23 protein-coding genes, 1 pseudogene and 1 riboswitch (1 of these 25 only partly in view) are annotated in these 25,470 nt (G+C 44.4%); of the genes and pseudogenes, 5 read left to right on the plus strand and 19 right to left on the minus strand.

Translation table 11 applies throughout. From position 1 onward, the window contains the following. The 7 genes and pseudogenes from M1D61_RS19115 to M1D61_RS19145 all read right to left on the minus strand — a co-directional run. A protein-coding gene (locus tag M1D61_RS19115; RefSeq protein ID WP_458120168.1) for an NCS2 family permease crosses the window boundary here: on the minus strand, positions 1–379 show its 5' end (the start). 1,013 nt of this gene lie to the left of the window's left edge; only the first 379 of its 1,392 coding nucleotides appear in the window; it begins with the start codon at positions 377–379; its stop codon lies beyond the left edge, outside the window. Between the two features lie 162 nt (positions 380–541). After that, a riboswitch (purine riboswitch) is annotated at positions 542–641 on the minus strand. Positions 642–1,234: 593 nt separating this feature from the next. Next, positions 1,235–2,023 (minus strand): lytic polysaccharide monooxygenase, encoded by a 789-nt coding sequence (locus M1D61_RS19120; RefSeq protein ID WP_458120169.1) that lies wholly within the window; start codon positions 2,021–2,023, stop codon positions 1,235–1,237. A gap of 54 nt (positions 2,024–2,077) precedes the next feature. After that, entirely contained in the window at positions 2,078–2,269 is a 192-nt protein-coding gene (locus M1D61_RS19125) for a carbohydrate-binding protein (RefSeq protein WP_458122561.1), read from the minus strand. Further along, positions 2,264–3,310, minus strand: a pseudogene (locus tag M1D61_RS19130) (glycosyl hydrolase family 18 protein); the annotation flags it as partial. The pseudogene M1D61_RS19130 and the gene M1D61_RS19125, both read right to left, overlap by 6 nt. 237 nt (positions 3,311–3,547) lie before the next feature. Beyond that, a complete protein-coding gene (locus M1D61_RS19135) occupies positions 3,548–4,396 on the minus strand; it encodes a helix-turn-helix domain-containing protein (RefSeq protein WP_458120170.1) in 849 nt (282 codons plus the stop codon). A gap of 407 nt (positions 4,397–4,803) precedes the next feature. After that, positions 4,804–5,172: a hypothetical protein gene (locus M1D61_RS19140; RefSeq protein ID WP_458120171.1), complete on the minus strand. Its 369-nt coding sequence runs from the start codon at positions 5,170–5,172 to the stop codon at positions 4,804–4,806. Positions 5,173–5,205: 33 nt separating this feature from the next. Next, positions 5,206–5,805, minus strand: a complete 600-nt coding sequence (locus M1D61_RS19145; RefSeq protein ID WP_458120172.1) for a DUF1349 domain-containing protein — start codon at positions 5,803–5,805, stop codon at positions 5,206–5,208. Positions 5,806–6,257: 452 nt separating this feature from the next. Between M1D61_RS19145 and rluF the strand changes: the two genes are divergently transcribed. Further along, positions 6,258–6,965, plus strand: coding sequence for a 23S rRNA pseudouridine(2604) synthase RluF (gene rluF, locus M1D61_RS19150; protein ID WP_046216311.1), 708 nt, complete (start codon positions 6,258–6,260; stop codon positions 6,963–6,965). 241 nt (positions 6,966–7,206) lie between these two features. Here rluF and M1D61_RS19155 read toward each other — a convergent pair whose 3' ends face one another. Beyond that, the gene (locus M1D61_RS19155; RefSeq protein ID WP_046216312.1) at positions 7,207–7,563 is read right to left on the minus strand and encodes a nucleotide excision repair endonuclease; all 357 of its coding nucleotides are present in this window, start codon (positions 7,561–7,563) and stop codon (positions 7,207–7,209) included. A 353-nt stretch (positions 7,564–7,916) separates the two neighbouring features. Between M1D61_RS19155 and M1D61_RS19160 the strand changes: the two genes are divergently transcribed. After that, positions 7,917–8,420: a MepB family protein gene (locus M1D61_RS19160; protein ID WP_458120173.1), complete on the plus strand. Its 504-nt coding sequence runs from the start codon at positions 7,917–7,919 to the stop codon at positions 8,418–8,420. Here M1D61_RS19160 and M1D61_RS19165 read toward each other — a convergent pair. The 6 genes from M1D61_RS19165 to guaA all read right to left on the minus strand — a co-directional run bounded on the left by M1D61_RS19165 (position 8,354) and on the right by guaA (position 18,156). Continuing rightward, positions 8,354–8,740 (minus strand): SRPBCC family protein, encoded by a 387-nt coding sequence (locus tag M1D61_RS19165; RefSeq protein WP_458120174.1) that lies wholly within the window; start codon positions 8,738–8,740, stop codon positions 8,354–8,356. The two genes, M1D61_RS19160 and M1D61_RS19165, sit on opposite strands and share 67 nt — an antisense overlap. Positions 8,741–9,081: 341 nt before the next feature. Next, entirely contained in the window at positions 9,082–12,186 is a 3,105-nt protein-coding gene (locus M1D61_RS19170; protein ID WP_458120175.1) for a type I restriction endonuclease subunit R, read from the minus strand. After that, on the minus strand, positions 12,179–13,396 hold the full coding sequence (locus M1D61_RS19175) for an AAA family ATPase (RefSeq protein ID WP_458120176.1): 1,218 nt from the start codon (positions 13,394–13,396) through the stop codon (positions 12,179–12,181). Before M1D61_RS19175 ends, M1D61_RS19170 begins: the two co-directional genes overlap by 8 nt. 1 nt (position 13,397) lies before the next feature. Beyond that, positions 13,398–14,627, minus strand: coding sequence for a restriction endonuclease subunit S (locus tag M1D61_RS19180; protein ID WP_458120177.1), 1,230 nt, complete (start codon positions 14,625–14,627; stop codon positions 13,398–13,400). Further along, positions 14,624–16,171, minus strand: a complete 1,548-nt coding sequence (locus M1D61_RS19185; RefSeq protein WP_458120178.1) for a type I restriction-modification system subunit M — start codon at positions 16,169–16,171, stop codon at positions 14,624–14,626. The genes M1D61_RS19180 and M1D61_RS19185 overlap by 4 nt, the downstream gene beginning before the upstream one ends. Positions 16,172–16,617: 446 nt before the next feature. Further along, positions 16,618–18,156 carry a glutamine-hydrolyzing GMP synthase gene (guaA, locus tag M1D61_RS19190; RefSeq protein WP_458120179.1) on the minus strand — a complete coding sequence of 513 codons (1,539 nt, stop codon included), beginning with the start codon at positions 18,154–18,156 and terminating at the stop codon, positions 16,618–16,620. Positions 18,157–18,532: 376 nt separating this feature from the next. Here guaA and M1D61_RS19195 point away from each other — a divergent pair, with 376 nt between their 5' ends. The 3 genes from M1D61_RS19195 to M1D61_RS19205 all read left to right on the plus strand — a co-directional run bounded on the left by M1D61_RS19195 (position 18,533) and on the right by M1D61_RS19205 (position 20,725). After that, complete coding sequence (locus tag M1D61_RS19195) at positions 18,533–19,186, plus strand: DedA family protein (RefSeq protein ID WP_458120180.1); 654 nt, start codon at positions 18,533–18,535, stop codon at positions 19,184–19,186. 101 nt (positions 19,187–19,287) lie between these two features. After that, positions 19,288–19,878 carry a TetR/AcrR family transcriptional regulator gene (locus tag M1D61_RS19200; protein ID WP_458120181.1) on the plus strand — a complete coding sequence of 197 codons (591 nt, stop codon included), beginning with the start codon at positions 19,288–19,290 and terminating at the stop codon, positions 19,876–19,878. Between the two features lie 124 nt (positions 19,879–20,002). After that, positions 20,003–20,725: an MBL fold metallo-hydrolase gene (locus M1D61_RS19205; RefSeq protein WP_458120182.1), complete on the plus strand. Its 723-nt coding sequence runs from the start codon at positions 20,003–20,005 to the stop codon at positions 20,723–20,725. 104 nt (positions 20,726–20,829) lie between these two features. Here M1D61_RS19205 and bcp read toward each other — a convergent pair whose 3' ends face one another. The 5 genes from bcp to M1D61_RS19230 all read right to left on the minus strand — a co-directional run bounded on the left by bcp (position 20,830) and on the right by M1D61_RS19230 (position 24,922). Next, on the minus strand, positions 20,830–21,297 hold the full coding sequence (gene bcp / locus M1D61_RS19210; protein WP_458120183.1) for a thioredoxin-dependent thiol peroxidase: 468 nt from the start codon (positions 21,295–21,297) through the stop codon (positions 20,830–20,832). Positions 21,298–21,508: 211 nt separating this feature from the next. Then, positions 21,509–21,928 (minus strand): universal stress protein, encoded by a 420-nt coding sequence (locus M1D61_RS19215; RefSeq protein ID WP_458120184.1) that lies wholly within the window; start codon positions 21,926–21,928, stop codon positions 21,509–21,511. A 37-nt stretch (positions 21,929–21,965) separates the two neighbouring features. Then, positions 21,966–22,379, minus strand: coding sequence for an STAS domain-containing protein (locus M1D61_RS19220; protein WP_458120185.1), 414 nt, complete (start codon positions 22,377–22,379; stop codon positions 21,966–21,968). A gap of 245 nt (positions 22,380–22,624) precedes the next feature. Beyond that, positions 22,625–24,076, minus strand: coding sequence for a TcaA NTF2-like domain-containing protein (locus M1D61_RS19225; protein WP_458120186.1), 1,452 nt, complete (start codon positions 24,074–24,076; stop codon positions 22,625–22,627). Between the two features lie 69 nt (positions 24,077–24,145). After that, the gene (locus tag M1D61_RS19230) at positions 24,146–24,922 is read right to left on the minus strand and encodes a hypothetical protein (protein WP_458120187.1); all 777 of its coding nucleotides are present in this window, start codon (positions 24,920–24,922) and stop codon (positions 24,146–24,148) included. Positions 24,923–25,470 lie beyond the last annotated feature (548 nt).

Genomic DNA, 25,470 nt, shown 5'->3' on the forward strand with positions numbered 1-25,470 from the left:
CGAGCAGCAGCTGTCTTACCCGTGTAATCGTCAGAATAATGAAGATAATACCCGACAGGAATACTGCTCCCAATGCTGCCTGCCACGTAATCATACCGTTGGAACCGAGCACGACAGTCATGAAATACGCATTCAAGCCCATTCCCGGTGCCAGTGCTACCGGAATGTTGGCGAACAGTCCCATCAGGATCGTTACCAGACCCGCACCTACAGCCGTGGCAAAAAAGACGCCCTGTGCAGGAATTCCCGCTCCATCCGGTCCAAGAAATAAATTGTTGACGAACAAAATGTAAGCCATGGTAATGAAGGTGGTCAGACCCGCAATCATCTCTGTTTTTACATTCGTTCCATGCTCCCGCAGTTTAAAGAAACGCTCCATTGTTATACTTTTCCCCCTCTTGGCAATAGATAAAGAAAACGACAAAAACCCCGATGACAATATGCTCATCGGGGTCTCATGGGTCAGCATTAGACAGTTCTCCCCTGCTGACTGTATATCAAAGCAAATAGCAGCTTTAATAATAAGCGACAAAAGGGAGCGCTGGCAGATACTGAATTCCGTAGAGAGATCATTCCGGTGATCACGTAGAGACTCCTGCGCCAATCCGCAGGATTATACGAATATGTTAATCTGTCGAAGACTTTATTATACATCCGCGCTTCATGTTGTTTGTGTATAAACAGCTTTACCTGTTACATTCTAGGGGACGATATTATTGTTGTCAATCTAAAAATACGAATGTTGTTTTGCAAGCGCGTGCATAACGTTCGGCTATAGTTATAGTTACCGAAAACAGGAAATTATGAAGTGAAATTGAAAGTTGAGGATTCGGAAGTGATTTGGAAGTAACATAGAGTAAAAGGACAGAAAATGGTTCAGAAATATACGTTATTCGTTGGAGCCAATAAGCGGCCGGGGATTGAATGAAACTAAATAGAGGATAACAGCACAAAGCCCGTTTTCCTTTTCCGTAACAGATCCTCGCAAGGTTCTGACGGAAAGGAAAACGGGCTGAGTAGGCGATAACTATGCTGATCTTATAGCGATGACGGACGGGATGGAAAGGTTAACGATGCTCTTCTGCATGTTCATACATTAATCGGCATCATGAATATTTGTTTTTTATTCCTGGATAGTAAGATCTCCATTATCTGGTGTGGAGACTGCCGGGAAGATCGGAGCTATCAGGCTGCCCGACAACGGATTATCAATTCACTGTGTGCAGAACAGGTATTATTGCAGCTTGCCCTGCAGTTCCCATACTTCTGCGGTTCCGGGAGTCTCGCCGCTGGTCCACCATCTGGCTTTGTAGGTACGTCCTTCGTAACTGACCAGATCACCGCCTACATAAATGGCTGTCGGACTCCATGCACTGGCGGATGGCTGGCCCGGCTCTGTTGGTTCGGTTGGTTGTGTCGGTACAGTGCCGCCTTGACCATTTACATTAACATCGATCACCTGATAAAAGGCATTGCCGGTATCATAAACATCCCATACCCCGAGGATAACATGGTAGCCGCTGCGATCGGATGGAACGTTGACCGTATGGGATACGGTCTTGGCCGGCTTGGCTCCTCCATCATCAATATAGGCGATCCGTTCCAGTGAGCTGCGGGTCAGCGGTTGATTGGGATTCCAGCCCGGCTTGGTCATATAATACTGCCAGCCCGCTGTAGCATGCTGGGCGGTCAGATTCCAGGTAATGTTCAGTGCACCTGTTTTGATATCTGTTTTGTGCCAGCGGGTAGCTGTCTGGTCATCGAGTGGAGCAAATCCTGCCAGTGCGCCACTGGCAATTTTGCCATCTACAGGACCTGCATTCGGGAAGCCTTTGGGCGCTTCAATACTTTGCGGTTCATATTGGGCACTGCCTACATTCGTATTCAGTCCAACCGCATTGGAGCCTTTATAGGCACGGCTGGCCGGCTGGGAGATGTATCCATGGGCAAAAACAGAAGTACTGAGGATCATCATGCAGGTACTTGCAGCGACTACGGCAGTCAGGGTTTTTCTCAAATTCATTGTATTCCCTCCAGTTATCAAATAGTTGAATGGGGCTAAATGACGTTGCTGTTATCAGACGAGCTGCCATACCTCTGCCTGGCCTGGTGTCTCTCCGGTTGTCCACCATCTGGCTTTGTATGTCTTGCCGTTGTAGCTTACCGTATCTCCGCCTACGTAGATGGCAGAAGCGCTCCATGCGGCAGCACCGGGCTGGCCGGGCTGCGGCTGTGGATTAGTTGGCGTGGTAGCGCTGCCATAAATCAGATCATCGTAAGACTGGGCAAACTTCTGGTTATATGGTGTTCCCGCCGCATTGCTGCCCAGATCCCAGTTGACCGACCAGGTCATGACGCCTTTGAGCTGCTGGCCTTTGGCAGCGAGATCGGCGAATACTTTGTATACGACGCTCGGGTCTTTGACTTCACCATTACCGGCGGCATCGGCATTGGCTGGCAGTCCGAGCACCAGCTTGTTCGCCGGAATCTGCAGGAAGCCGCGTGTACCATGGATAAAGGAATCGGCCATATAATAGAGGAAGTTGTATTTGTCGGCATCCGAATTCTGGGAGACCCATTTGTTCACTTCGTCTACCCAGAGTCCGTCACCAGCCTGGTTATACAACTGCGGTGCGATGAAATCGTAATAGCCGGCCAGACTGGTCAGGTACGGCTCATAGGCACCACCCGGTTTTACATAAGGGAATTCGGGAGCCATGCTGATCAGGAAGGTTTTGCCCTGGGCTTTGTAATGATCCTTGACGATTTTGAGCGCTCCCGGGATGACGGTTGTATTGGCTCCGGCTTGAATGGCGCTCTGCTCCAGATCGATATCCAATCCGTCGAATCCATAGGTATCCACCAGACGAATAATCTCATTGGCAAAAGCTCGCTCCTGTCCGGCACTCAGCTGAATATGCGCCCCTGCTCCGCCCAGCGATAGAATAACGGCTGTACCTCTCGCATTCAGCATACCCACCTGCTGGCGGAATGCCGCATCCGATATGCCTTCCGGCTTGAACGTCGGGATACCGGCTCCGGTCATAAAGGCAACCGTGACTACATTGTAGGCAGCCGGAGAATCACTCAGCTGGATCGTGCGGGAAGTGCCGCCGGCATACCCGTCTCCACTTGAAGAAGACCAGTTCTGCCAGTACCCTACCATCACTTTCTTGCCGGCAATGCTCGGCATGGCAGCAGCGCTGTCTTCTGCTGCATATCCACTCGGTGCTGCCATCCCCAACATGGAACAGGTCATTACTCCGGCCATCAGCCATTTGCCCAATTTACGTGTACGTATTACGGTCATGTAATACACTCCTTCAGCAATAGTATGTGATCGTAAACCAATGATGCCAAGCCGTCTGATCCGTCTGTAAACCTCCTGTTATGTATCCCTCCTTTTCCCTCCATAACGGTGTTGGTTTCACTATTCATTATAATGTTTGAATTGTGAAAAAATTATGTATATCCGCATATTTGGAGGCAAAGTCATGAACGACGTCAGCTAAAGTGTCAAAATTGCATAAATATACCGATTTATTATTTACTCCGGAAGGCAAAATAGCTCACTCAGCATACGTGATCTGGCGTAACAGCGTTCGGCTTTGCCAGATTGTCCAAGCTGTTCGTAGCTATAGCCGCACTCATAGTACAATTTCTCCAGACAGTGACAGAAGCGATGATCTTCACAATAGCGGATACCCTGGGAAGCATATTCGATCGCAAGACGGTAATCTTCACTGGCATTATAGGCTCTCGCCAGACAGTAGAATACTTCGGGAAAACGGTAATCCGGCTCCCGGTACAGGTGGAGCGACTGACGGCATTTGTGCAGCCAGCTGATGCAGGAACGCTGATCACCCTGCAGTGCATAACCGGCTGCCAGCGCCAGGATCACTTCCACTTCATATAGCGCAGGCAGACGATCGGTATGGTAGGTCAGCTTCAGCGCCTGCTGAATCATCTGGAATCCGCGTGGTATCTGTCCGAGCTGAAGATAGGCATATCCCTTTTGACAGAGAATAAATTGCTGGTCGATTACTGACAGGCGTCCACTCTCTTCTGTCTGGCAGTGCTCAATATATTCGATCAGCTCCGGGTACATCTGCTGCCGCTGCAAATACAGGATGTTTTTGCGGATATTCTGCATCTCGCTGATCTCATTCTGGGCCATATCATAAAATATACGTACATCCACTCCGCACTTGCGGGCGATCCGGTACAGCGTATCCGCTGAGACGGATTCCACCCCTTTCTCAATTCGGCTGATCTGGGATTGATTGCAAATACCCGTGGCAAGCTGCTGCTGGGTCATGCCGCGCTGCTGCCGGACTTCCCGGATGCGCTGTCCGATATAACGGTAATCAAGCATACTGTCGCCGATGAGATTCATTGCCATTCCTCTCCTTTGCCCGTATGTCTTCTCCCTTATATCTTAGCGGCTGTACTATATAAAAATAATGTGTAAAAGTACGCAGTTGAGAAGGAATTCGGCGAGTTTTACACCTTGTATTTATATAACATTAAGGATATGCATCTGAAAGTGGGCAATTCGCTATCTTTATATGGGGATACTGCGATCTGGTTGTGCCTATGCAGCAGTGATACCGGGAGACGGAGAAGAATAAAAGGAAGGACAGCGCTGTTACGATATATGGCGAGTACATTGGATACATGACAAAGACCGCCTCAGCATTGCTATAGGCGGTTTTTGTGAATTTTGGAATTTTCAGCGAAGCGTTGCATTGAAGTTTAAATATGGAAGAACCGATTAGTTTGAAAGGTTTGAGCTTTTGAGGATCAAGGGTATTCCATTGTTCCTTTGACAGCAATATGCCGGCCTTTGCGGTTTTCCAGTACTTTGACATTGACGGCAGAGCCTTCCTGGAAACGGGAACGGTAGATCGTATACACGGTTACCGTCACAGCCGCTTCGAATGGCAGCTGGGTTGGCTTCTCGATTCGCAGATCCAGCCGCAGCTCGGGTTGACCCATTTTGTAGTTACCGGTAGGTTCGATATTCAGGATACGCCCGCGCGCCGTATAACCATCCTGAATGATGCGCTCTATCACATTCTCGCGCTTTTGCAGGGCAGGCAGTACTACAACAGCCAGCACAAATACGATCAGCAGCAGCACACAGCTGATGATGAGCGTATGAGGGTCCATACACACCACTCCTTTTCCAGACCGGACAGGCTGTTAATCCACATGCTGAATCTCAAAATGGTAAAAGGCGGTATCAAATCCCATATCCATCGGACTGGCCGAATAAATGCCGACACGCAGCGGCTGGCCTGGCGGGCAATCGAGATGGGTAATGCGCAGCTGCTCCCATTCTGCAGCCAGATCGGCACTTCCCTCTCGGAAATAGACGAAAAAGTCATTGCCCTCCCGTCTCACGCGGAACGATAGACGCTGGCTAAAAATGCTGCTGTCCACATTACGTGTCGACCAATCGGAATAACTGCGCTGCGTGACAACCACGCCCAGATGCGAAGCTTCCTCCGGGATAAATTCCACGGATGTCTTGAGCCAGTTGGATGGATCGATACCGATAAAAATGCCGGATTGATCATACGTACGCTGCGGATGCATCTGCAGCTCGACAATCGCTTCGAAATTGCCCTTGATCTCATCGTACAGCACATGCCCGTTATATCGCTCGAACCCGTAATGGGTTCTCATCCAGAAATCCGTATCCGGCCGACTGCGCAGCAGCAAATGATCCTGCTCTACCGCTCTGTGTTCCGGCGGAAACATCTCCTGCAGACGGTCCGTATGATGCGGAATATATTGCATACCATCACCTCATTTAAAAGGAATCTACATTACAGAAAATGTATGCGCAAACGGCATGCCGAAAACGCTATCACTGAGTATATTACCAGATCAGCAGGGGATTCGTACGTGAAAATATTCTCCTATTGTACATGACCTGTTCCCTGTTTATCACAAAGCGGCTTCCTGTCTTCGCTGTTCATGCTGCCTGGCGATCCGCACGGCTAAACAGCATACAGGGGTCTGTGTAGATTTAACCATGAACGCTCTCGGCCAACCGCACTTGTCTTCCGAACATTCATGCACGGCGTTTTCTACATAGGGATCACTGTATATCCCGCGATCTGTCGGTATATCCTCTGCCTTTTCAGCGCTGTGACCTTTCAAAAAAGCTGTAAAAAGAGTATCTTAGATATAGACTGGAATCAGCGAACCGCTGTTTTTCCAAAAAAAGAGTTAAAGGTGTGCGATACGTGCGAATTAATAAATATATTAGCGAATCCGGTATTACTTCCCGCCGGGGAGCAGACAAATGGATCAATGAAGGCCGGGTAACGATCAACGGTACAGTAGCAGAACTCGGCAGCAAGGTAGAACCCGGCGACGATGTGCGGGTAGACGGCAAGCCGATCCGGGTGGAACAGGAAAATGTCTATATCGCGCTCAACAAGCCGGTAGGCATTACAAGTACGACCGAGCGGCATGTGAAAGGCAATATCGTGGACTTTGTGAATCATCCGCTGCGCATCTTCCATATCGGACGTCTGGACAAGGATTCGGACGGACTGATCCTGTTGACCAACGACGGGGATATCGTTAATGAAATCCTGCGTGCCGAGAACAAGCATGAAAAGGAATATATCGTTACCGTGGATCGTCCGATCACGCCGGCTTTTCTGAACAAGATGGCTTCGGGCGTCGAGATTCTGGATACGGTGACCCTGCCCTGCAAAGTGACCCAGCAGTCCAAATATGTATTCAAAATCATCCTGACCCAGGGACTGAACCGCCAGATCCGCCGCATGTGTGCAGCGCTCGGCTATGAAGTACACGGCCTGCGGCGTACCCGGATCATGAATATCCATCTGGGCAATCTGCCGATCGGCCAGTGGCGAGATCTGACATCTGCCGAACTGGACCAGCTGTTCCGTGACCTCGACTATACACCGAGATCACATTGATTTATTCGTGCAGGCGGGCTGCCCATAATGGCATTCTGCGCCCAAAACGCAAAAAGGCAATAACGCAAAAAGCTGCTTCCATGAACAGGAGCAGCTTTTTTTGATAGGGATCTATCGCTATCGGACATGCATTAGCGTGTACTTGCAACATACCTATCGTATAGGGTGATCGAGAGACACCTCAGATGTGGTTAACGTAATGCACAGCAGAACGTTCCTCGGGAGGCGTCGCTATGGTCTCTTATTTGTAAAAGACTTTGTCCACATTGTACTTGGCCTGCAGACTGTTGATAATATACGTCTCGTAAATCTCGCGCTCGGTCGGGTCTTCCACGATGCATACATCGATACGGGTAACCTCGTCGCGGTGGTCCTTGATCGGGGATACGGTATCTTCGAAATGCTTTTTGATACGCGGTCTGAGTTTGCGGGCTTTACCGACAAACAGCAGCTCATCCTGCTCGTTGTAGAACATATAGATGCCGCCTACTTCACGGGAGATCAGATGAAAATCGGTAAAACCGTAAATATGGCTAAGTTCCGGATTGATTTGCTTGGTAATCGAAACGTTAGGCGTAGGGATGGTAATCTGGATCAATTGCGGTTCACTTCCTTATTCAATATAGGTGTTCATCCTACCATAAATGAGGCGGGATTGATATCATCGAATTCAAATCTGCAAAAGTAAAACATTGGCGTGCTTCGGGGCATTCGCTCCAGAAAGGGATAGGACACGTCCTCCGGTTAAGGCTAGAGATCATGAACGTTCGCTTGCAGCAGCTGATCTCCAGCCTTAAAGGTCGTCCTTTGTCCTATTCCCTTTCCTGCGCTGCGTGAGTGATGCAGCATATGACGTGCTCGCTGTATAAGTTAGAGTTGTGTTAAATTATTCATTTTGTACATTGCAGTATAGCGCTGGTTCAACTACATATCATACCGGGAGGTCAGTACATGGATCATCATTTTGCATCGTTACAGTGGATACGTTCTATTCTGTTGCAGGCGAATATGCCGGACATAACGAATCTGCAGATTGAAAGTCAGAACGCAGCCTATGAAGGCATGACTTTTGAAATAGATACACATACATTCCGAAGCAGACTCGCCAAACACACTCCCAAAAAGAAAGGCTATTTTGTGGTGTTCTGGGAAAAAGATATTGATAACAACAATCGGGCGTACAGTGATAAGGAGTGCCCCGATCAAGTGATCGTTAATGTGATGAATCATGATAAACAGGGACAATTTATTTTCCCCAGAGAAATTCTGCTGAAGCACGGAATCTTGCGGAGTGGTGATCAGAAAGGGAAAATGGCAATGCGGGTATACCCCGACTGGGAAGATGAACTGAATACAGCTGCCAGGCGTACGCAGAAGTGGCAGCTGCTCTATTTTATAAATGGGACGACAGCTGCAGAGATGGATGCTCTCCAAAATTGGTATTTAAAATTATAGGCTAATGCTGTGCCTGCTCCAAGCTTGATAAACTTGTGGGTATGCGTAAAGGAATGAAAGGCTCCACTAACCATCACATCCACAAAAATATGCGGCTTCTCCATGTGTATGATCTTCGCTGTTAACCGCTGTCTGATACCGAAATGAACTGCTTCCCAGGTGACTTCTTCACCATTTTCCATATAGCCGCTTGTTCTACCGCTTACTGCTTTTTCATTCGTATTTGCTGTTGTCTGCGTATGTATGTCTACATTTCGAGCTAGATCAAAACAAACTTCAACCGGCGCTTCGATATAGATATCGTGCGTAATAATCGGCATGATGCGACTCCTTTGTCCATGAAATAAAGAAGCAGTCTGGCCCAAGACCAGACTGCCCTTTGGAGTTATATACCCAATTGAATCCTATTCCCACTCGGTGGGGCGAGTAGGGCATATAAAGCCTGTTATCATCATATTTCTAAGGTGTCTCTATCACTGTGGAGACACTTTTGGCGATAATTACTTCACCATTTGACTACCGACAAATGTAAATTTCTTACTGATTATAATTTCAATTTTAATAATGCTTGCCATCAACTGGACGATAGCCTCATCAATGAAATTTTGTTCATATAGAATGAGATTTAAATATTTGATGTTTAACTGCTCTTTTAGATTTATTAAATCTTTCCACCTACACCTTTGAACTTATCCACAAAGGCAGAGATCTTCTGAAAAACGCTCTGTTTTTTTGTTAAATATTGAGGATTGAGCGGGCTCATTTTAGGAAGAACCTCATTGAGTTCAGTCCCATTTTCACTAGCATATTCTCTTTTCAATGAATTGAAAATATACCTTTTTGCAGCCTCATCATTAAGTTTCTCAGTATTAATTAATTCCTCTGCTTCACGTTTTTGCTCCGTTTGGGCAAATGAGAAGAAGGCATCAATAATACTGGCTTTATCTTGAATACTATCCAAATCAGCTTGGTTAATAAAATCAACGACTAAGCTTTCTTTTGCACGGTTTCCTACACTAGAACGAATTAAACGACGTACCTCTTCAACCAATGAATCTTTATCTTTCACCTTTTTGTTATGCTCGAAAATAAGTTCAAGAATGTAATCTAAGTTGATCTCTTGGGATTTTAAAAGATCTACTTCAAAGACAACATCATTCCAATCAATATAGGAATTTCCTTTTTCTGCTTCTGTTTTTTCACGACGAAACCAATCACGAATATCATTATAAGAAGAACGATAATCTTGAACATCTCTCTCTTCTAACACCTGAATATCTTGCATGGCAGTTATATCTTCATCTGTCACATAATGAGTAGCCTTAAAATTTTCTACAGCTTGAGGATCAGTCGTATCTAATGTTTGTACAGCTTTTAAAGCTGAATATTCATCGTAATTCTGGAGGATATTGTCAATACGAAGATATTCACCAAATAGTTTAGTGAATTCTTTCTTATCCTTTTCAGTATCAATCTCATCAACACTCGGAAAACGTTCCTTTAATTTTCTGACTACATCTTCGTAACCGCGACGGGCTTCACCAGTTGCCACATCAGCGAATCCTTCCATATACTCTTTATAACTTTTTTCCAAAACTACATTTTTAGTGTTTTTATCTCCAAAACGAGTGATAGCATCTATCGTTGCTTGTTCTAAATCTCTAAAAGTGACAATATTTCCAAAAGTCTTAGTGGCATCATAAATACGGTTTGTTCTCGAATAAGCTTGTATTAAACCATGATACCTAAGATTCTTATCAACAAATAAAGTATTTAATGTAGGTGCATCAAAACCAGTTAAAAACATTCCAACAACAATTAACAAATCAATTTCTTTATCTTTTACTCGTTTAGCAAGATCACGATAATAATTTTGAAACTCTTTACTTTCTACGCCATAGTTAGTTTTAAACATCGCATTGTAGTCTTTGATGGCTGAACTTAAAAACTCTTTTGCACTACTATTCATTGCTGAAGGTTCAAAAGTTTCATCAAGAATATCACCAATCGCAGTTTGCTCTTCATTAGCAGCAAAGGAGAAAATTGTAGCAATCTTCAGAGGGTTATTGCTTCCTTGTTGTAATTTATTTAATGATTCATAATAGAGCTTGGCTGCATCGACACTGCTCACAGCAAACATGGCATTAAATCCTTTTCCATTCGCGTGTAGACGATGGGTTTTCACTCTGAAATTATTGAGAATATATTGAGAAATTTCTTTGATACGTTCAGGATGTAGTAGTGCTTCTTTATTTTCTGCTGCAGTTAGCTTTTTTTCGTCCTGTTCTTGTTCGATCTTTTTGAACTTGGGACGTACATCATTATAATCCACTTTGAACTTTAGAACCTTTTCATCTCTAATCGCATCTGTAATGACATAAGCATGTATCCTTTGACCAAAGACAGAAGCAGTTGTTTCAGAACCTAGCGCATTCTCTGGAAAAATAGGTGTACCTGTAAATCCAAATTGATAGAACTTCTTGAACTTTTTTTTAATATTTTTTTGAGCTTCACCAAATTGTGAACGGTGTGCTTCATCAAAAATAAATACCACTTGTTTATTATATATAGGTAACTCTGTTTCGCTTTTCATTAGGTTATTCAGTTTTTGAATGGTCGTCACAATAATTTTATTATCATCTTTTTCGATGTTACGTTTTAATCCTGCGGTACTTTCTGAACCATTAACACTATCAGGAGAAAAACGCTGATACTCTTTCATTGTCTGGAAATCCAAGTCCTTCCGATCTACAACAAAGAAAACTTTATTAATAAAATCTAGTTCAGTAGCCAGGAGAGCTGCTTTAAAACTCGTGAGCGTTTTTCCTGAACCTGTCGTATGCCAAATATATCCACCACTTTCAAGAGTACTCCATTTTTTTGCTTCGTTTGCACTTTTAATTTTCCATATTATTCTTTCTGCCGCGGCAATTTGATAAGGTCGCATAACTAGTAGGTTGTTGCTCACATCAAACACAGAATATTTCAGTAGTACATTCAATAAAGTATGTTTGTGAAAAAATGTAGCTGTGAAATCTTTTAGATCTTTGATTAGGATATTATCTGCTTTCGCCCAATTCATCGTAAAATCGAAACTATTCTTATCACGTTTTGTCGTATTTGCAAAATAACGACTATCTGTGCCGTTAGAAATTACAAAAATCTGTAAATACTTAAATAGAGAGTTTTCAGAATTTAAACTCTCTTTACTATATCGATGAATCTGATTAAAGGCTTCGCGAATCGAAACCCCACGCTTTTTAAGCTCCACTTGTACTAATGGTAAGCCATTGACTAAGATTGTGACATCATATCGATTAGCTTGAGTTCCTTTTTGTTCAAATTGAGAAATAACCTGCACCTTATTTAATGCAATCTTCTCATCTTCTTTGTACAATAGGTAAATGTTCTGAATATGTCCATCATCAAAAACGAAGTCATAAATATAATCATTATGAATTTTATGGGTTTTGTCGATATGGTTATCGCTAGGTTTATCTAAAAACTGCTCACAAAATCTAATCCATTCAGCTTCTGAAAACTTTACTTTGTTAAGGTCTTGAAGTTGTACACGAGCATTAGCCAGCATTTTTTCAGGATTATTAATGCTTGGTAGATATTCATAACCTTGATTTACTAAATTCTGAATCAGTTCTCTTTCTAAACTAGCTTCCGTTTGATAGCTTGTCCCTTGTTCTGCTGTCTTGCTATATTTATCTAGAATGATATAGTGATTTGATTCTGCGATTGGTTTATAATCATTCATTAGCTTCCTCCTCGACAAACTTTTTAAATCTATATATTTCATTGATTTCATTCATAAGATGTCTTATAACATTTTTATCATCGTTTGTGAGCTCAATAATTTCTTCACCTGAATGTTTTGAATGACTAGATAAGTTTAGAATCCTTCTTACATATGCATCCCGAGTTCCTTTAACAGGTAACAATAGTTCTGCCCAATCAGAATACCCTAAAAAAGTAGCAGTTTTTTCTAAAATATTTCTAAGAAAGTTGAAATGGTATTTATATATTTGATCAGTTTCAATAGCTTTTTCGATCTCATTTATTAGAAAAAGATGATAAGAAAATGGCGAATCCTTAAGCCTCTCAAACAGTTCGTAAGTACCCGCTTCTTTCTTTTCGAGTCTATACCATTTAAAATGTCTATGGCTCTTGTAACCTATATTTTTATCAGAATTACTAAATTCATTAAACAATACATTATAAAAAAGAGGATTATGAGTGGTAATAATGAACTTAAGGTCTGTTAATGCAGATGATTTTATTAATCCTGCTATATTTACTGCTAATTCAATTAGGTGGTTATCATCTAATGAAGTCACTGGATCATCTATAAATACATATTCCAGTTGATCAAATTGATTTGTTTCCCTATAAGTTGGTTCAGCTACATTTAATACTTCAATAACTTGTTCAATTAGAGAATAAAAAACAGACCATACAAAGTTACTCTCTTCTCCTTTAGAAATTTTAATATTATTGGAACGTTCATCATGACCACGCTCATATGAAAAGGTTATTTCTGTAAAAGCCTCTACTATTTTTTCTCTCCCATCCTTATCAACAGCAATATATTCTTCATTAAAATGTGGAGTTAATTTCTCATCAGTATAATGTTGAAAATTAGAAACAATATTTCTGTCTTGTCCCTGTTCTTCAAAGATCCATTTTGTAAATGCGTTGGGATGGATTTTTAGTTTTGGCTTTGCATCAAACTCCAAATCATTATCCCAATAAAATAAATCTTCAGTAAAGGCATTGTAATAAAGTACTTTTTTATCTATTACTTCTAGTTCTTCTAACTCCGTGTCATTATATATTTTTGTTTCAATTAACGATTTGAATTCTCGAGAAAGCCTAGTTTTACCTGTTCCATTAAATGCGTATATTAGTTGTATTTTTTTATTATTGCCTTTTAACTGTTGTGCAATATCAATTAATGAAACGCTCATACTACTCCTCTACCTCCTCTTTTGGAAAGCTAAGAAGCAAATTTCGATAGTATTCGTATTGTTTTTGACGCAATTCTATTTCACAAGATAATTCCTTGATAATTAATGATGTTAATGTATCAAATTTGTCTAAAAGAGATACTATACGTTCTTGTTCGGTAAGGGTGGGGATAGGAAATTTAAATTTTCTAAACCCTCTCATATCTACAGATGGAAAACTTGATATTTTTGTATTTTTTTTACACCAATCATCTAATAAAAAACAGTAATAGAATAAATATTTAGGAGAAAATCTATTCTTATAGTTTTCTTTTAAACTAAGATTGGTAAATCTTTGATTAGCCAAATATGGTACAGTGATTAAAGCATGCTCTCCTATTGTTGCAGAAGTAGCAACAATAATTGAATTCTCGGGAAATAAATTGCCTCCTTTTATAGCAATTTCATTCACACATTGTATTGAATTGTTAAGGATACGGCCATTTCTTCTTATATCTTCCATCCTAAACCAAGGGACAGAAGCATTTTCCCAATATTCTTTATTTGATTTAGAAGGTGTATAACCATTTTTCAATATGAAAATCTTTTCTATTGAACCCCATTCAATTTCAGTATTTTCAAAAGTCAGCATCTTATCACGGTAATACTCATATTGTTTTTTACGAACTCTAAGCTCTGCTTTAAGCTCTGCTTTAAGCTCTGCTGTATGCTCTGTGAATGCGTCCAAAATACGGATGATTTCTTCTTGCACTTTAATTGGGGGAATGGGAATAATTATTTTACCAATTTCACCCAAATTAATTTTTATCGGTGTTGCATGTATAAGAGTTCTTTTGTACAATTCTGATTTTCCAATATTACTTTCAATAACATGTTTAAGGTATTTAGGTAGAATAAATTTTTGATCTACACGGATTAAAGTTAGAGTAACATAATATGCAAGAGGTTCATCATTTTCAACGACTGCACATGTACCAATATCCCCTATTCTAGTCATAAATAGGTCGTCTTTGCGTGGCTTATACTTATATTTTTCAAAATCAGTAAATGAAATGTATTTCTCTGTTGCATATAAATCACTAATATTTTGGACGCTTACAAATGGAACTCCTGAGTTTGTGTATTTGGGTGTTTGATGAGTTCCGTCATATATTGTCGCCACCTCTCCCAAGGTCTTCCACTTAACCTCAACCTTCTCAAGCAGTTTTTCTATATAATTTGGCTTAATCATGATTCAAGCACCTCAATAATGTCATTAATTTCAATACGAAGTTGGTCTATCTTTGCTACAGTGGTTTTTATCTCTGCATTAAGCGCATTTATATCAATGACTTCCCTTGTATCCTTTGCTACTATATAAGCACTTACAGAAAGATTATATTCTTTTTTAACAATTTCATCATAGTCAACGGATTTTGCAACATAGTCAACATCTTCTTTACTGTCAAACACTCTCATAATTCGCTCAATGTGTTCATCTGTAAGTATGTTATTATTAGTTGCTTTTTTATAGAACTCTACTCCACTTGCATCAATAAATTGAGTTTTATTATCAGTTTTATGCTTAGAAAGAACCAAGATATTAACTGCTATTGAAGTCCCAAAAAAGAGGTTAGGTGCTAATGAAATAACCGTTTCCACGAAATTGTTATCAATTAGATACTTTCTGATTTTTTGCTCTGCACCTCCACGATAGAAAATACCAGGGAAGCACACGATAGCAGCACGACCTTTACTTGAAAGGTAACTAAGCGCATGAAGTACAAAAGCAAAATCGGCTTTAGATTTGGGTGCTAGTACACCTGCTGGAGCAAATCTTTCATCATTAATAAGTGTTGGATCATCGCTACCCATCCAATTTACGGAATAAGGAGGATTCGATACAATCGCATCAAAAGGCTTTTCGTCACCAAAGTGAGGATCTCGAAGTGTATCTCCTAAAGCAATGTTAAATTTATCGTAGTTAATATTGTGTAAAAACATATTCATACGTGCAAGGTTATACGTGGTATGGTTAATCTCCTGTCCATAAAAACCATCTTCGATAATGTGGGCATCAAATTGTTTTTTTGCTTGTAATAAGAGCGAACCAGAACCAGCTGCCGGGTCATAAATTTTATTAATGGTTGATTGCTTGTGTATGGCTAATTGCGCAATAAGCTTCGACACATTCTGCGGTGTGAAGAATTCTCCTCCAGATTTACCAGCATTGGCAGCATAGTTAGAGATTAGATACTCATATGCATCACCAAAAAGGTCAATTTGATTGTCTTCAAATTTACCAAAATTAAGCCTTGCAACCCCTCTAATAACAGCAGCTAAACGACTGTTTTTGTCTTTCACCGTATTTCCCAGTCTATTACTTGTGGTATCAAAATCAGCGAATAATCCTTTAATATCCAGTTCAGATGGATAACCGTTTGCTGAGCTTTCAATAGCAGAAAATATAGTTTTTAACTCTGTATTCAGATTTTCATTTGTATTAGCAGTTTCTGCAATCTTTGCGAACAGCTGACTTGGATATATAAAGTACCCTTTTGTTTTAATCGCGTCTTCTTCGATTTCTTTCGTTATAACATCATCTGGAAGTTCTACATAGTTGATGGTCTCATCTCCAGCTTCAATATAGCTAGAAAAGTTCTCGCTAATGAAACGATAAAATAGCGTTCCTAAAACATATTGTTTAAAATCCCATCCATCTACAGAGCCACGGACATCATTGGCTATTTTCCAGATTTGGGATTGTAATTCGGCACGTTGTGCTGCACTTGTCATTTGTATACCTCCAAATTTTCCTTCTACCTTTAGTTTCTTTCCAAATTTAATAACATGAGTGTACCTACACATTATACACTATGCCATCGTAGTGAAGCCTATCGTTTAAAAATGTACCGAAGGACAATCCTTCGGCATCTGCACTATATGCTTGTGCAGTTTTAGATATATATAATGACATCTACAAAGCTATCTATTCCACATGTGTTATAAATGAATTGGCTTGTGTTGTTGAGGTCACTTCAATAGCCGATGCTGTAATGTTTCGCGCGATTCACGCATTTAACCAGCTAAAGCCTAAAAAAACTCCCACCGACAATTATTCGGCGAGAGTTTTTGGCGACGATCTTAGAGACAATTCAAAAGAATTTGTTCTAAGAAAGTCATAGGAGTGTTATCTAAACGACGTGAAATTTATATTTTTCAGTGTGCCGAGTATCGCTTGATTACTCCCACTCAATCGTTGCTGGTGGTTTGGACGTAATATCATACACAATGCGGTTGACGTTATCTACTTCGTTAACGATACGTACAGAGATTTTCTCCAGTACATCCCATGGAATACGTGCCCAGTCTGCAGTCATACCGTCGATGGATGTTACGGCGCGGATACCTACCGTGTAGGAATACGTACGTGCATCACCCATAACGCCTACGCTCTTCATGTTCGGCAGCGCTGTGAAGTACTGCCAGATTTCGCTTTCCAGACCAGCTTTGGCGATTTCTTCGCGCAGGATATAGTCGGAATCACGAACGATGGTCAGTTTGTCTTCGGTCACTTCGCCGAGAACGCGGATCGCCAGACCCGGACCCGGGAACGGCTGACGCCATACGATCGCACGCGGCAGTCCGCATTCTTCGCCGACTTTACGTACTTCGTCTTTGAACAGTGCCTTGAGTGGCTCGATCAGTTCAAATTCCATATCTTCCGGCAGACCGCCGACGTTGTGGTGGGATTTGATTGTCTGTGCTGTAGCGGTTCCGCTCTCTACGATATCCGTATACAGGGTTCCCTGCGCCAGATAGGCAAAGTCGCCCAGCTTTTTGGATTCTTCGTCAAATACATAGATAAACTCGTTACCGATGATTTTACGTTTTTGCTCCGGATCGTCTACGCCTGCCAATTTGGACAGGAAGCGCTCCTGTGCGTCGATTTTGACTACTTTCATATCGAATTTGCCGACAAACGTCTCCATTACGCTTTCAGCTTCACCTTTGCGCAGCAGACCATGGTCGATAAACATACAGGTCAGCTGATCACCGATTGCCTTATGCAGCAGGATTGCTACCACAGAAGAATCGACACCGCCGCTCAGTGCGCACAGTACGTTCTTGTTGCCCACCTGCTCGCGGATTTCCTGGATGGTATCCTCGATGAATGTCTGCATGCTCCACTCGCCGTGGCACTGACATACTTCGTACAGGAAGTTGCGGATCATTTCGTTACCAAATACAGAGTGACGCACTTCCGGGTGGAACTGCACCGCATACAGATGACGCTCTGCGTTGCTCATCGCTGCGATCGGTGCGGACTCGGTACTGGCATCCACGACAAAGCCTTCCGGCAGACCGACAACATGGTCACCATGGCTCATCCATACCGTGTGGCTGGATTCCATGCCTTTGTTCAGTGCGCAGTGCGGCATGAAGTCCACATCGGACTTGCCGTACTCGCGTTTGGCGGAGCGTTCTACTTTACCGGACAGTTGTTGAGCCATTAGCTGCATACCATAACAAATACCGAAGATTGGCACATTCAGATCATAAATCGCCGGATCGACATGAGGGGCATCCTCCGCGTACACGCTGGATGGACCGCCGGAGAAGATGATTCCTTTGGGTGCCAGCTCACGGATTTTCTCGACAGGGGTGTTGAACGGCAGTAACTCGCTGTATACACCAAGATCACGGATACGTCTTGCAATTAACTGATTATATTGTCCACCAAAATCAAGGACAACGATTATTTCATTTGGACTGTTCATTCATGTGCCTCCCACTTTTCAATGAGTCTAATTATACCTATGGGGAAAAGAGACCGTCAAGGCTTGAAGCCTTATGATTTCAGCATTTTTCAAAAATTTGCAATATCACTTTCATATATGGGTTAAACCGGGGAATCGAAGGGGGTATGCGGCTGCTCTGATCCCAAATCATCCGTACCATGTACGCGTCCAGTGGACGCTCTAACCGGTGGACTTTGCCCTAGCAGAACGATTATGATAGAAAGATACAGCTACAGTAAAAATATAACAGAAAATGGACAATACGTTTAGCGCATTATTTTGCTGGCGGCAGGAACCGATATATAGACTACCTGGCAAAATAAGACGATATTACAACTTGGCATGGGGGCAATCTATGGGATTCATGGACTATCTGCAATCACTTTTTACCGAGCATGGCTATCTGGTTCTCTTCCTGGGGCTGCTGCTTGAATTTATCGCGTTACCTTTTCCCGGAGAGACGACGATGGCGTACGCGGGTTATTTATCGTATATGGGTACCCTCAATATGGCGTTGTTATTGCTGTGCGCTTTTGCAGGGACGACGATCGGGATGACGATTACGTATTTTATCGGGAAAAAGGCCGGGCTGCCCTTTATGCGCAAGTACGGCAAATGGATTCTGCTGCCGGAGCACAAACTCGACAAGGCGCAGAAGTGGTTTAACAAATACGGCTATACGCTGGTATTTGTAGGATACTTTATTCCGGGGGTGCGGCATTTTACCGGTTATTTCTCGGGGATTATGAATTACAAGTTCTGGCGGTTCGCTGCCTATGCCTACAGCGGTGCGCTGGTCTGGGTCGGTGTGTTCCTGGCGCTGGGCAAAATCTTCGGTCCGCAGTGGTCGATGGTGTTCCACTGGATTCACGATTATTCGTTTGAAGCCGTGACTATTCTGGTCGGGCTGATCATAGCAGCGATCATTGTGAAGTTCCGCCGCCAGCTGGGCATTTATCTGGTGAACCGATTTGGCAAGAAAAAGCCAGAGAAGTCGCCGGAGGAATAATATCGGCTGCCTGATATTAAGATGAAGTTAATTTACTTTTATAACGAAGTGCTGCTGCAGTACTTTTCCTGATTTATATTTAGAGTCTGATCACAAAGGAGGTGTTCGCTCTGTCACCTCGAATCGGCTTGACCCTGGATACCATTCTCAGAGCCGCTACAGAAATCGCAGACGAACGCAGTGTGCAGGACATCACCCTGTCCGCACTGGCACAAAAATTGGAGGTACGTTCACCTTCTCTATACAATCATATTGACGGGCTGCCCGGATTGCACCGGGAGATGGCTGTCCTGGGGCTGACGCAGCTGAAGGAAGCGCTCATGCATGCCGCAGTCGGGCGGTCCGGGGACACCGCGATCCATGAAATATCCAGAGCCTATCTGCAGTTCGCCCGCTCTCATCCGGGATGGTATGAAGCTACCTTTTATACACCGGAGCAGCCGGATGAACGGCTGGATCGTCTCAAAGATGAAGTACTGCAGCTGGTTACCCGGGTACTGCAAGGATTCGGGCTTGAAGAAGAATCACTCATCCACGTTACTCGTGGGCTGCGCAGCGTGCTGCACGGATTCAGTTCGCTGGAACGCTCTGGTGGATTCGGGCTTCTGGTAGATATCGATGAGAGCTTTGAGATGGCGATCCGCACCTTTTTGACCGGACTGCATACTTTTCAAAACAGTAAAACATTATAGGTTGGTGAACTGGAGATTCTTCCCTTTGGATGAGAATCTCCAGTTTTATTTTATTATTTAACTAATGTTATTATTGCATAAACTAATAGTATTAGCATAAAATAAATTCAAAGAGGTGTTGATAATGAAAATGATTAGTCAGGGCAACTTGCATCAGCTCATTTTTCTGCCCGGTATATTCCCGGTGAACTGTTATATTGTGGAGGAAGCCGATAGTCTGACGCTGATCGATGCCGGATTACCAAACAGTTACAAAGGGATTCAGCAGGCGATACAGCATATCGGCAAGCCGCTGACACGAATTGTGCTGACCCATATCCATGATGACCATGTCGGTTCACTGGATACGCTCACCCGGCTCTATCCGCAAGCGACCGTCTACGTATCCCGGCGTGATGCACGTCTGATAACAGGCGATCTGTCCCTTGATAATCATGAACCCCAGACACCTATCCGCGGCTCCGTTCCCAAAAAGCTGAAGACCACTCCCAATGTATTGGTAAATGAGCAGGATCACATTGGCTCTCTGCAGGTAATTGCCGCTCCCGGGCATACCCCCGGCTCGATCGCTCTGCTGGATCAGCGTAATCGGTTCCTGATTGCCGGAGATGCTTTTCAGACCCGAGGCGGAACGGCAGTCGCCGGCTCGATGCGCATCCGATTTCCTTTCCCGGCGCTGGCGACATGGAGCAAGGAAATTGCTCTGCAAAGTGCCGTACGGCTGCTGGAACTGGAGCCTGCACTTCTGGCGGTTGGGCATGGAAGTATGATTATGCAGCCGTCTGTACAGATGCGGCAGGCGATACAGCGTGCTGCTGCGCAGTTGAAGGTTAGTATGCCTGTGTAATTATTGCATTCATTATAAATACAAAAAAAGCAGCTGAATCAGCTGCTTTTTTTGCGATGGATTATCAGGAATACACTATTCGATTATCCGGGTGATGAACAGGCCTACTCTCCCCGCAGGACTTCCATCACGTTCTCCACATGCCCTTTCACTTTCACATTGCGCCATTCCCGCTGCAGATTGCCCTCTTCGTCGATCAGGAAGGTCGAGCGCACGATGCCTTCGTACTCCTTGCCGTACATCTTTTTCAGCTGCCAGACGCCGTAGGCTTCGGCTACCGCATGATCCGGATCGGACAGCAGCGGGAAGGGCAGTTCGTACTTGGCACTGAAGCGGTCATGCGACTTGACGTTGTCCGGGCTGATGCCGAGCACGACAGCGCCGTACTGCTCGTATCCGGCTGTGCTGTCACGGAAATCGCATGCCTGCTGGGTGCAGCCGGTCGTATTGTCTTTCGGGTAAAAGTACAGCACTACCTTTTTGCCGCGGTAGCCGCTGAGGGAGATCTCGCGTCCTTCGGACGCTTCCAGGGTAAAATCAGGAACGGGCTGTCCCTGCTGCAATTCGCTCATATGGATAACTCCTTTGCGCCGTATGGAATAAACTTCTGCTTCGGCTGGTGGTATGGTCGATATTGTTCAATGTATCCCAGTTCTGCAGTGACTTCAAGCCTTGCAGCTGTTTGCTGTACAGCCTCACATCTCATTGCTGGAGATGCAGTGATCTTGGGTACAGCGTTATTATACGATCAGAACTAGGGGATGCGGTGACCTCGGTACAGCCTTATTTTACAATCAGGACCGGACAATGGGCCCGCTTGACGACCTTGTGGCTGACGCTGCCGAGCACGAATTCCTGCAGTGCATTCAATCCGCGTGTACCGATGATGATCAGATCGGCATGATGCTCGGCGGCATATTTGACGATTGAGGGGCCAGGGTCGCCGTTGATGATGGTGACCTTGGGCTGCAGACCTGCTGCGGTCAGCACCTCTTCGACCGACTGTAGTCGCTGCCGGCGTCTGAATTCAATCTCATCATGGGTATGGGAATGCAGCACTTCGTCTTTGACTTTGGACGGATCGGCGGCAAACAGAATCTCTACAGCAGCATCCGGTGACAGCGAAGCGATTTTGACGGCTTCCGCTGCTGCCCGAATCGAGTTCTCGGACCCATCGGCGGCGAGTAAAATATGCTGATACATAAGCTTTCACTCCTGTTCTGGATAGATATTGTCTTTCTTAGTGGGATTTGATACGGGTACCAGCATCCTGATAGACCGCCAGCCGATTGATCATTTTCTCGCTGGAAGCATTCAGTCCCTTTACAGTGACCCTGTTGCCCTGCTCACGCAGTCGGATGACCATCCTGTCGACGGCACCTACACCCGAATCATCCCAGATATGCGCCTCGGTAAAATCAGTAATGATATCTGTATCTGTTTGTGTAAAATCAAATGCATTGACGAATCCTTCCACCGAAGCAAAAAACAGCTGCCCTGTGATCGTATACCCGATTCCCTCGGGCGTCTCCTTGCATCGTACACCGATGCTGGAGATTGGGGCGGCAAAGAACACCGTACTTAGCAAAATACCTGTTATTACACCCAGCGCCAGATTGTCCGTTACGACTACCACTGCTACTGTCGCCAGCATGACTATGGCATCACTACGCTTTTCTTAAATAGAAAAACGACGACCAGTCAAAGGTACCAATGGTTACTATAATCATAATACCCGCCAATACAGGCATTGGAATCTGTACAACCGGATCGCCCAGTACCAGAACCGGGAACATCAGGAAAAAGCCTGCTTTTCCATTTGATCTGGAAAAGCAGGCTTTTTATGCGGCATACTGGCCTATTAATGTGTACTTCTATTATACGTAAAATCCTGTTTGTCTAGGCTGCTCCGGAAGAAGCAGCCTTCTCGATGGTATGCTTTGAACCGATGGCATTGCTCCAGCCCGGATAGGCCGCATTAATCCACCAGTTATCTTTTTGGGGCTGCTGGGTGATATCATACGTCCAGTCTATGTTTTTGTCACTTGTACTTCCATCTTCATTGGTGACTTTGTATACCTGGGTCGCACTCAGCTCGATACTGTCTTTGTCAATCTTAACGGAGTCCAGATCGATAACGACTTTTTGCAGCTTGTATTTGCGATTGCCTGAAAAGTAATCATTCATCTCCCAGGTCGCATGGTTATAGTAACCGGAGTCGGGATTGACACTTTTGAGTGCTTTGGCATTGCTTGTATTGATCGCTTCCGCCAGACTGGTAGACGCATTGTATACGATATCCAGCGCCTGCTCGGCGATTGGTTTTTGCACTACAGTATTCAGATCGCAGGTGTTCTGCTCGGAAGGGTTTAGCGTGACTTCGCCTGTAATATCTTTGCCCTGAGCAGTCATTTTCACTGTAATATGAGACTGCTGCGGAGCAGGCTGAATCTGAATATATTGACTCGGATCGCCGGTAACCGGCTTGTCATTCAGCATAACCGTCGCTTCGGACTGCGGAAGGCGCAGATCCAGGGAAGCCATCTTGGTATAGTCCAATGTCGCTTGGGCCGGCTGATTCACACTGAATGCTTCCACTTTATCCGTTACCGGTACGTCGGCATATGCACTGCTGATCGTGCCCTGGTAGGTATACATCGCCGGCCACAGATCCTTGATCGTATCATGGTCTGCTTTGAGATTGCCGATCGCCATGGAGGTGGTGAGCGTCTCGTTCATATAGACCAATGCCGCTTTGACGTCTACAGGTTCGATATGAACCATCCAGCGCGTTCCCCGCCAGGAATCGACCGGTACGAGTGTCATCCAGTAGGATTGATTAAGACGGTTACGGATCTGGCTTCTGACGGATTCGGCCACTGCTGACCCTGCGTCTTCATGGGCTTCGGCGCTCTGGAGCGCATTATCAATCTGTTCCACATAGGATGATTTGGTGTCTTCGGTCTGTAGTGACTCAGTGAACAGCGCCAGCCGCTGCTCTTCCCGCAGTGGTGAATCCGGCTCATCCAGATGCTTGACCAGTCCATTTACATCGCCTGCCTCTACAGCAGCAGTCAGCTGCTTGGCCAGTTCTTCCGGCGTTGATGGGCCGTTTGTTGCCCGCAGAATGAAGAAAGCGATCAGCAGCAGGACAAGCGCGCCGCCTCCGATCATCAGCATGCGTTTGGTTCGTGGCGAGAGCTGAATCGGCTCCCTGACCGGCTGCGGCTGTGAATGAGCCGTTGTATCGGTCGTACTCGCTGCAGCGGATTCAGGCTCCAGGCGATGTCCGCATTCTCTGCAAAACACCCAATCCGGCTCCGTCCGGGTACCGCAATGTCCACAGTACATATACACTTCTCTCCTTATATAGAAAATAGTTCATTTAATGGTAATAATAGTTAACTTTTTATGATGCTGTTAGAAAAGGCCTCCGCCCATCTCCTTCAATTCATCTACCATTTCCGCACCGAACGAGTTAAATACGAGCAGTACAGCGACCACCTGAATCAATACCACTGCCCCGATGAACCAAACTGCACGATCCCGATGTATACGGAACATCTCTATCCCTGCATACAACGTTAAGACCAGTGTGGCGATTACGGTAGTCAGCAGCAGGACAAAGGAAAACTTCACGGAAACGAATATAACCAGCGCGGACAGGATCAACGCTGCACCGGTAATCCACTGCAAACCGCCCAGCTTCACCAAACTATCCTTCCATCCGTGGCGCTGGGAACCCAGCTTGCTGCCCAGCAGGAAGACTGCTGCCAGCATCACGATCAGAGACACCAGACCAAGCACCAGCATATGATTCACAATCGGTAAATATTCGCTGGCGCTGCTGTAGGATTCCTCGTAATCATTCAGCCTACCGCCAAACTGTACAACCAGCGCTTTGATCAGCTGATGCTTGAACGACCAGGACCACAGCACAAATCCGACCAGTGACGCGATAATACCGAGCAAACCGTACAACAGATCGCTATCTCCTCTTAACTGCAGAGCAGACATCGGACGTTTCAGCAGATTCAGAATTTTATGACGATCCACTCGTGCCAGCTGTTCTCTGGCTGTTGTGATCATTGGCGCTGCAGTTGCTGGTGCTGCAGCCCCAGTTGGAGGCTGTTCCGCCATACAGGTATGTATTTCATTCTCGTGAAGCTGTGTACCACATTTTGTACAAAAAGCCATTTTTATTCCTCCAGTATGTAGTTAAAATGAACTAGGTCATATTATCTATTTTCGACCCGTTGTATATAGTAGCATGTTACTTGAAGAGTTTCCAATCCTTTTTATAATTAGCAAATGTAGTGGGAGGTGGAGTAGATAACGCTAGTGTGGAGGTGGGATAGACACCGCTGCAGGAAGGGATTCTGCCGGCAACCTCCGATTAAGCCAGGATATTTGGAACACCGCTTGCAGCGGTAAATATCCCGGCTTAAATGTCAGTCTCTGGCAGAATTCCCTTCCTTACGCTCTGTATGTTGGGAGGAACTGCGTTATCCACTAAAGAGGGAGAGAGCAAGTTGGCCGTAATATGCTGGATAGAGGAATAGCATCCACATATACAAAATGCCAGCACAGGCGCTTAATCCCCCTTGCTGGCATTTAAATTTAACTTATTCTATGGCAAGTCCTAACCTCAACATCAGCTGCTCACTCATAATCGCACTCAATTGCGACACTGGCGAGCGCCGGCATGCATGATGAAGAGGATGTAAATACAGCAGCGTGCGTGT

The organism is Paenibacillus sp. Z6-24 (genome assembly GCF_054161335.1).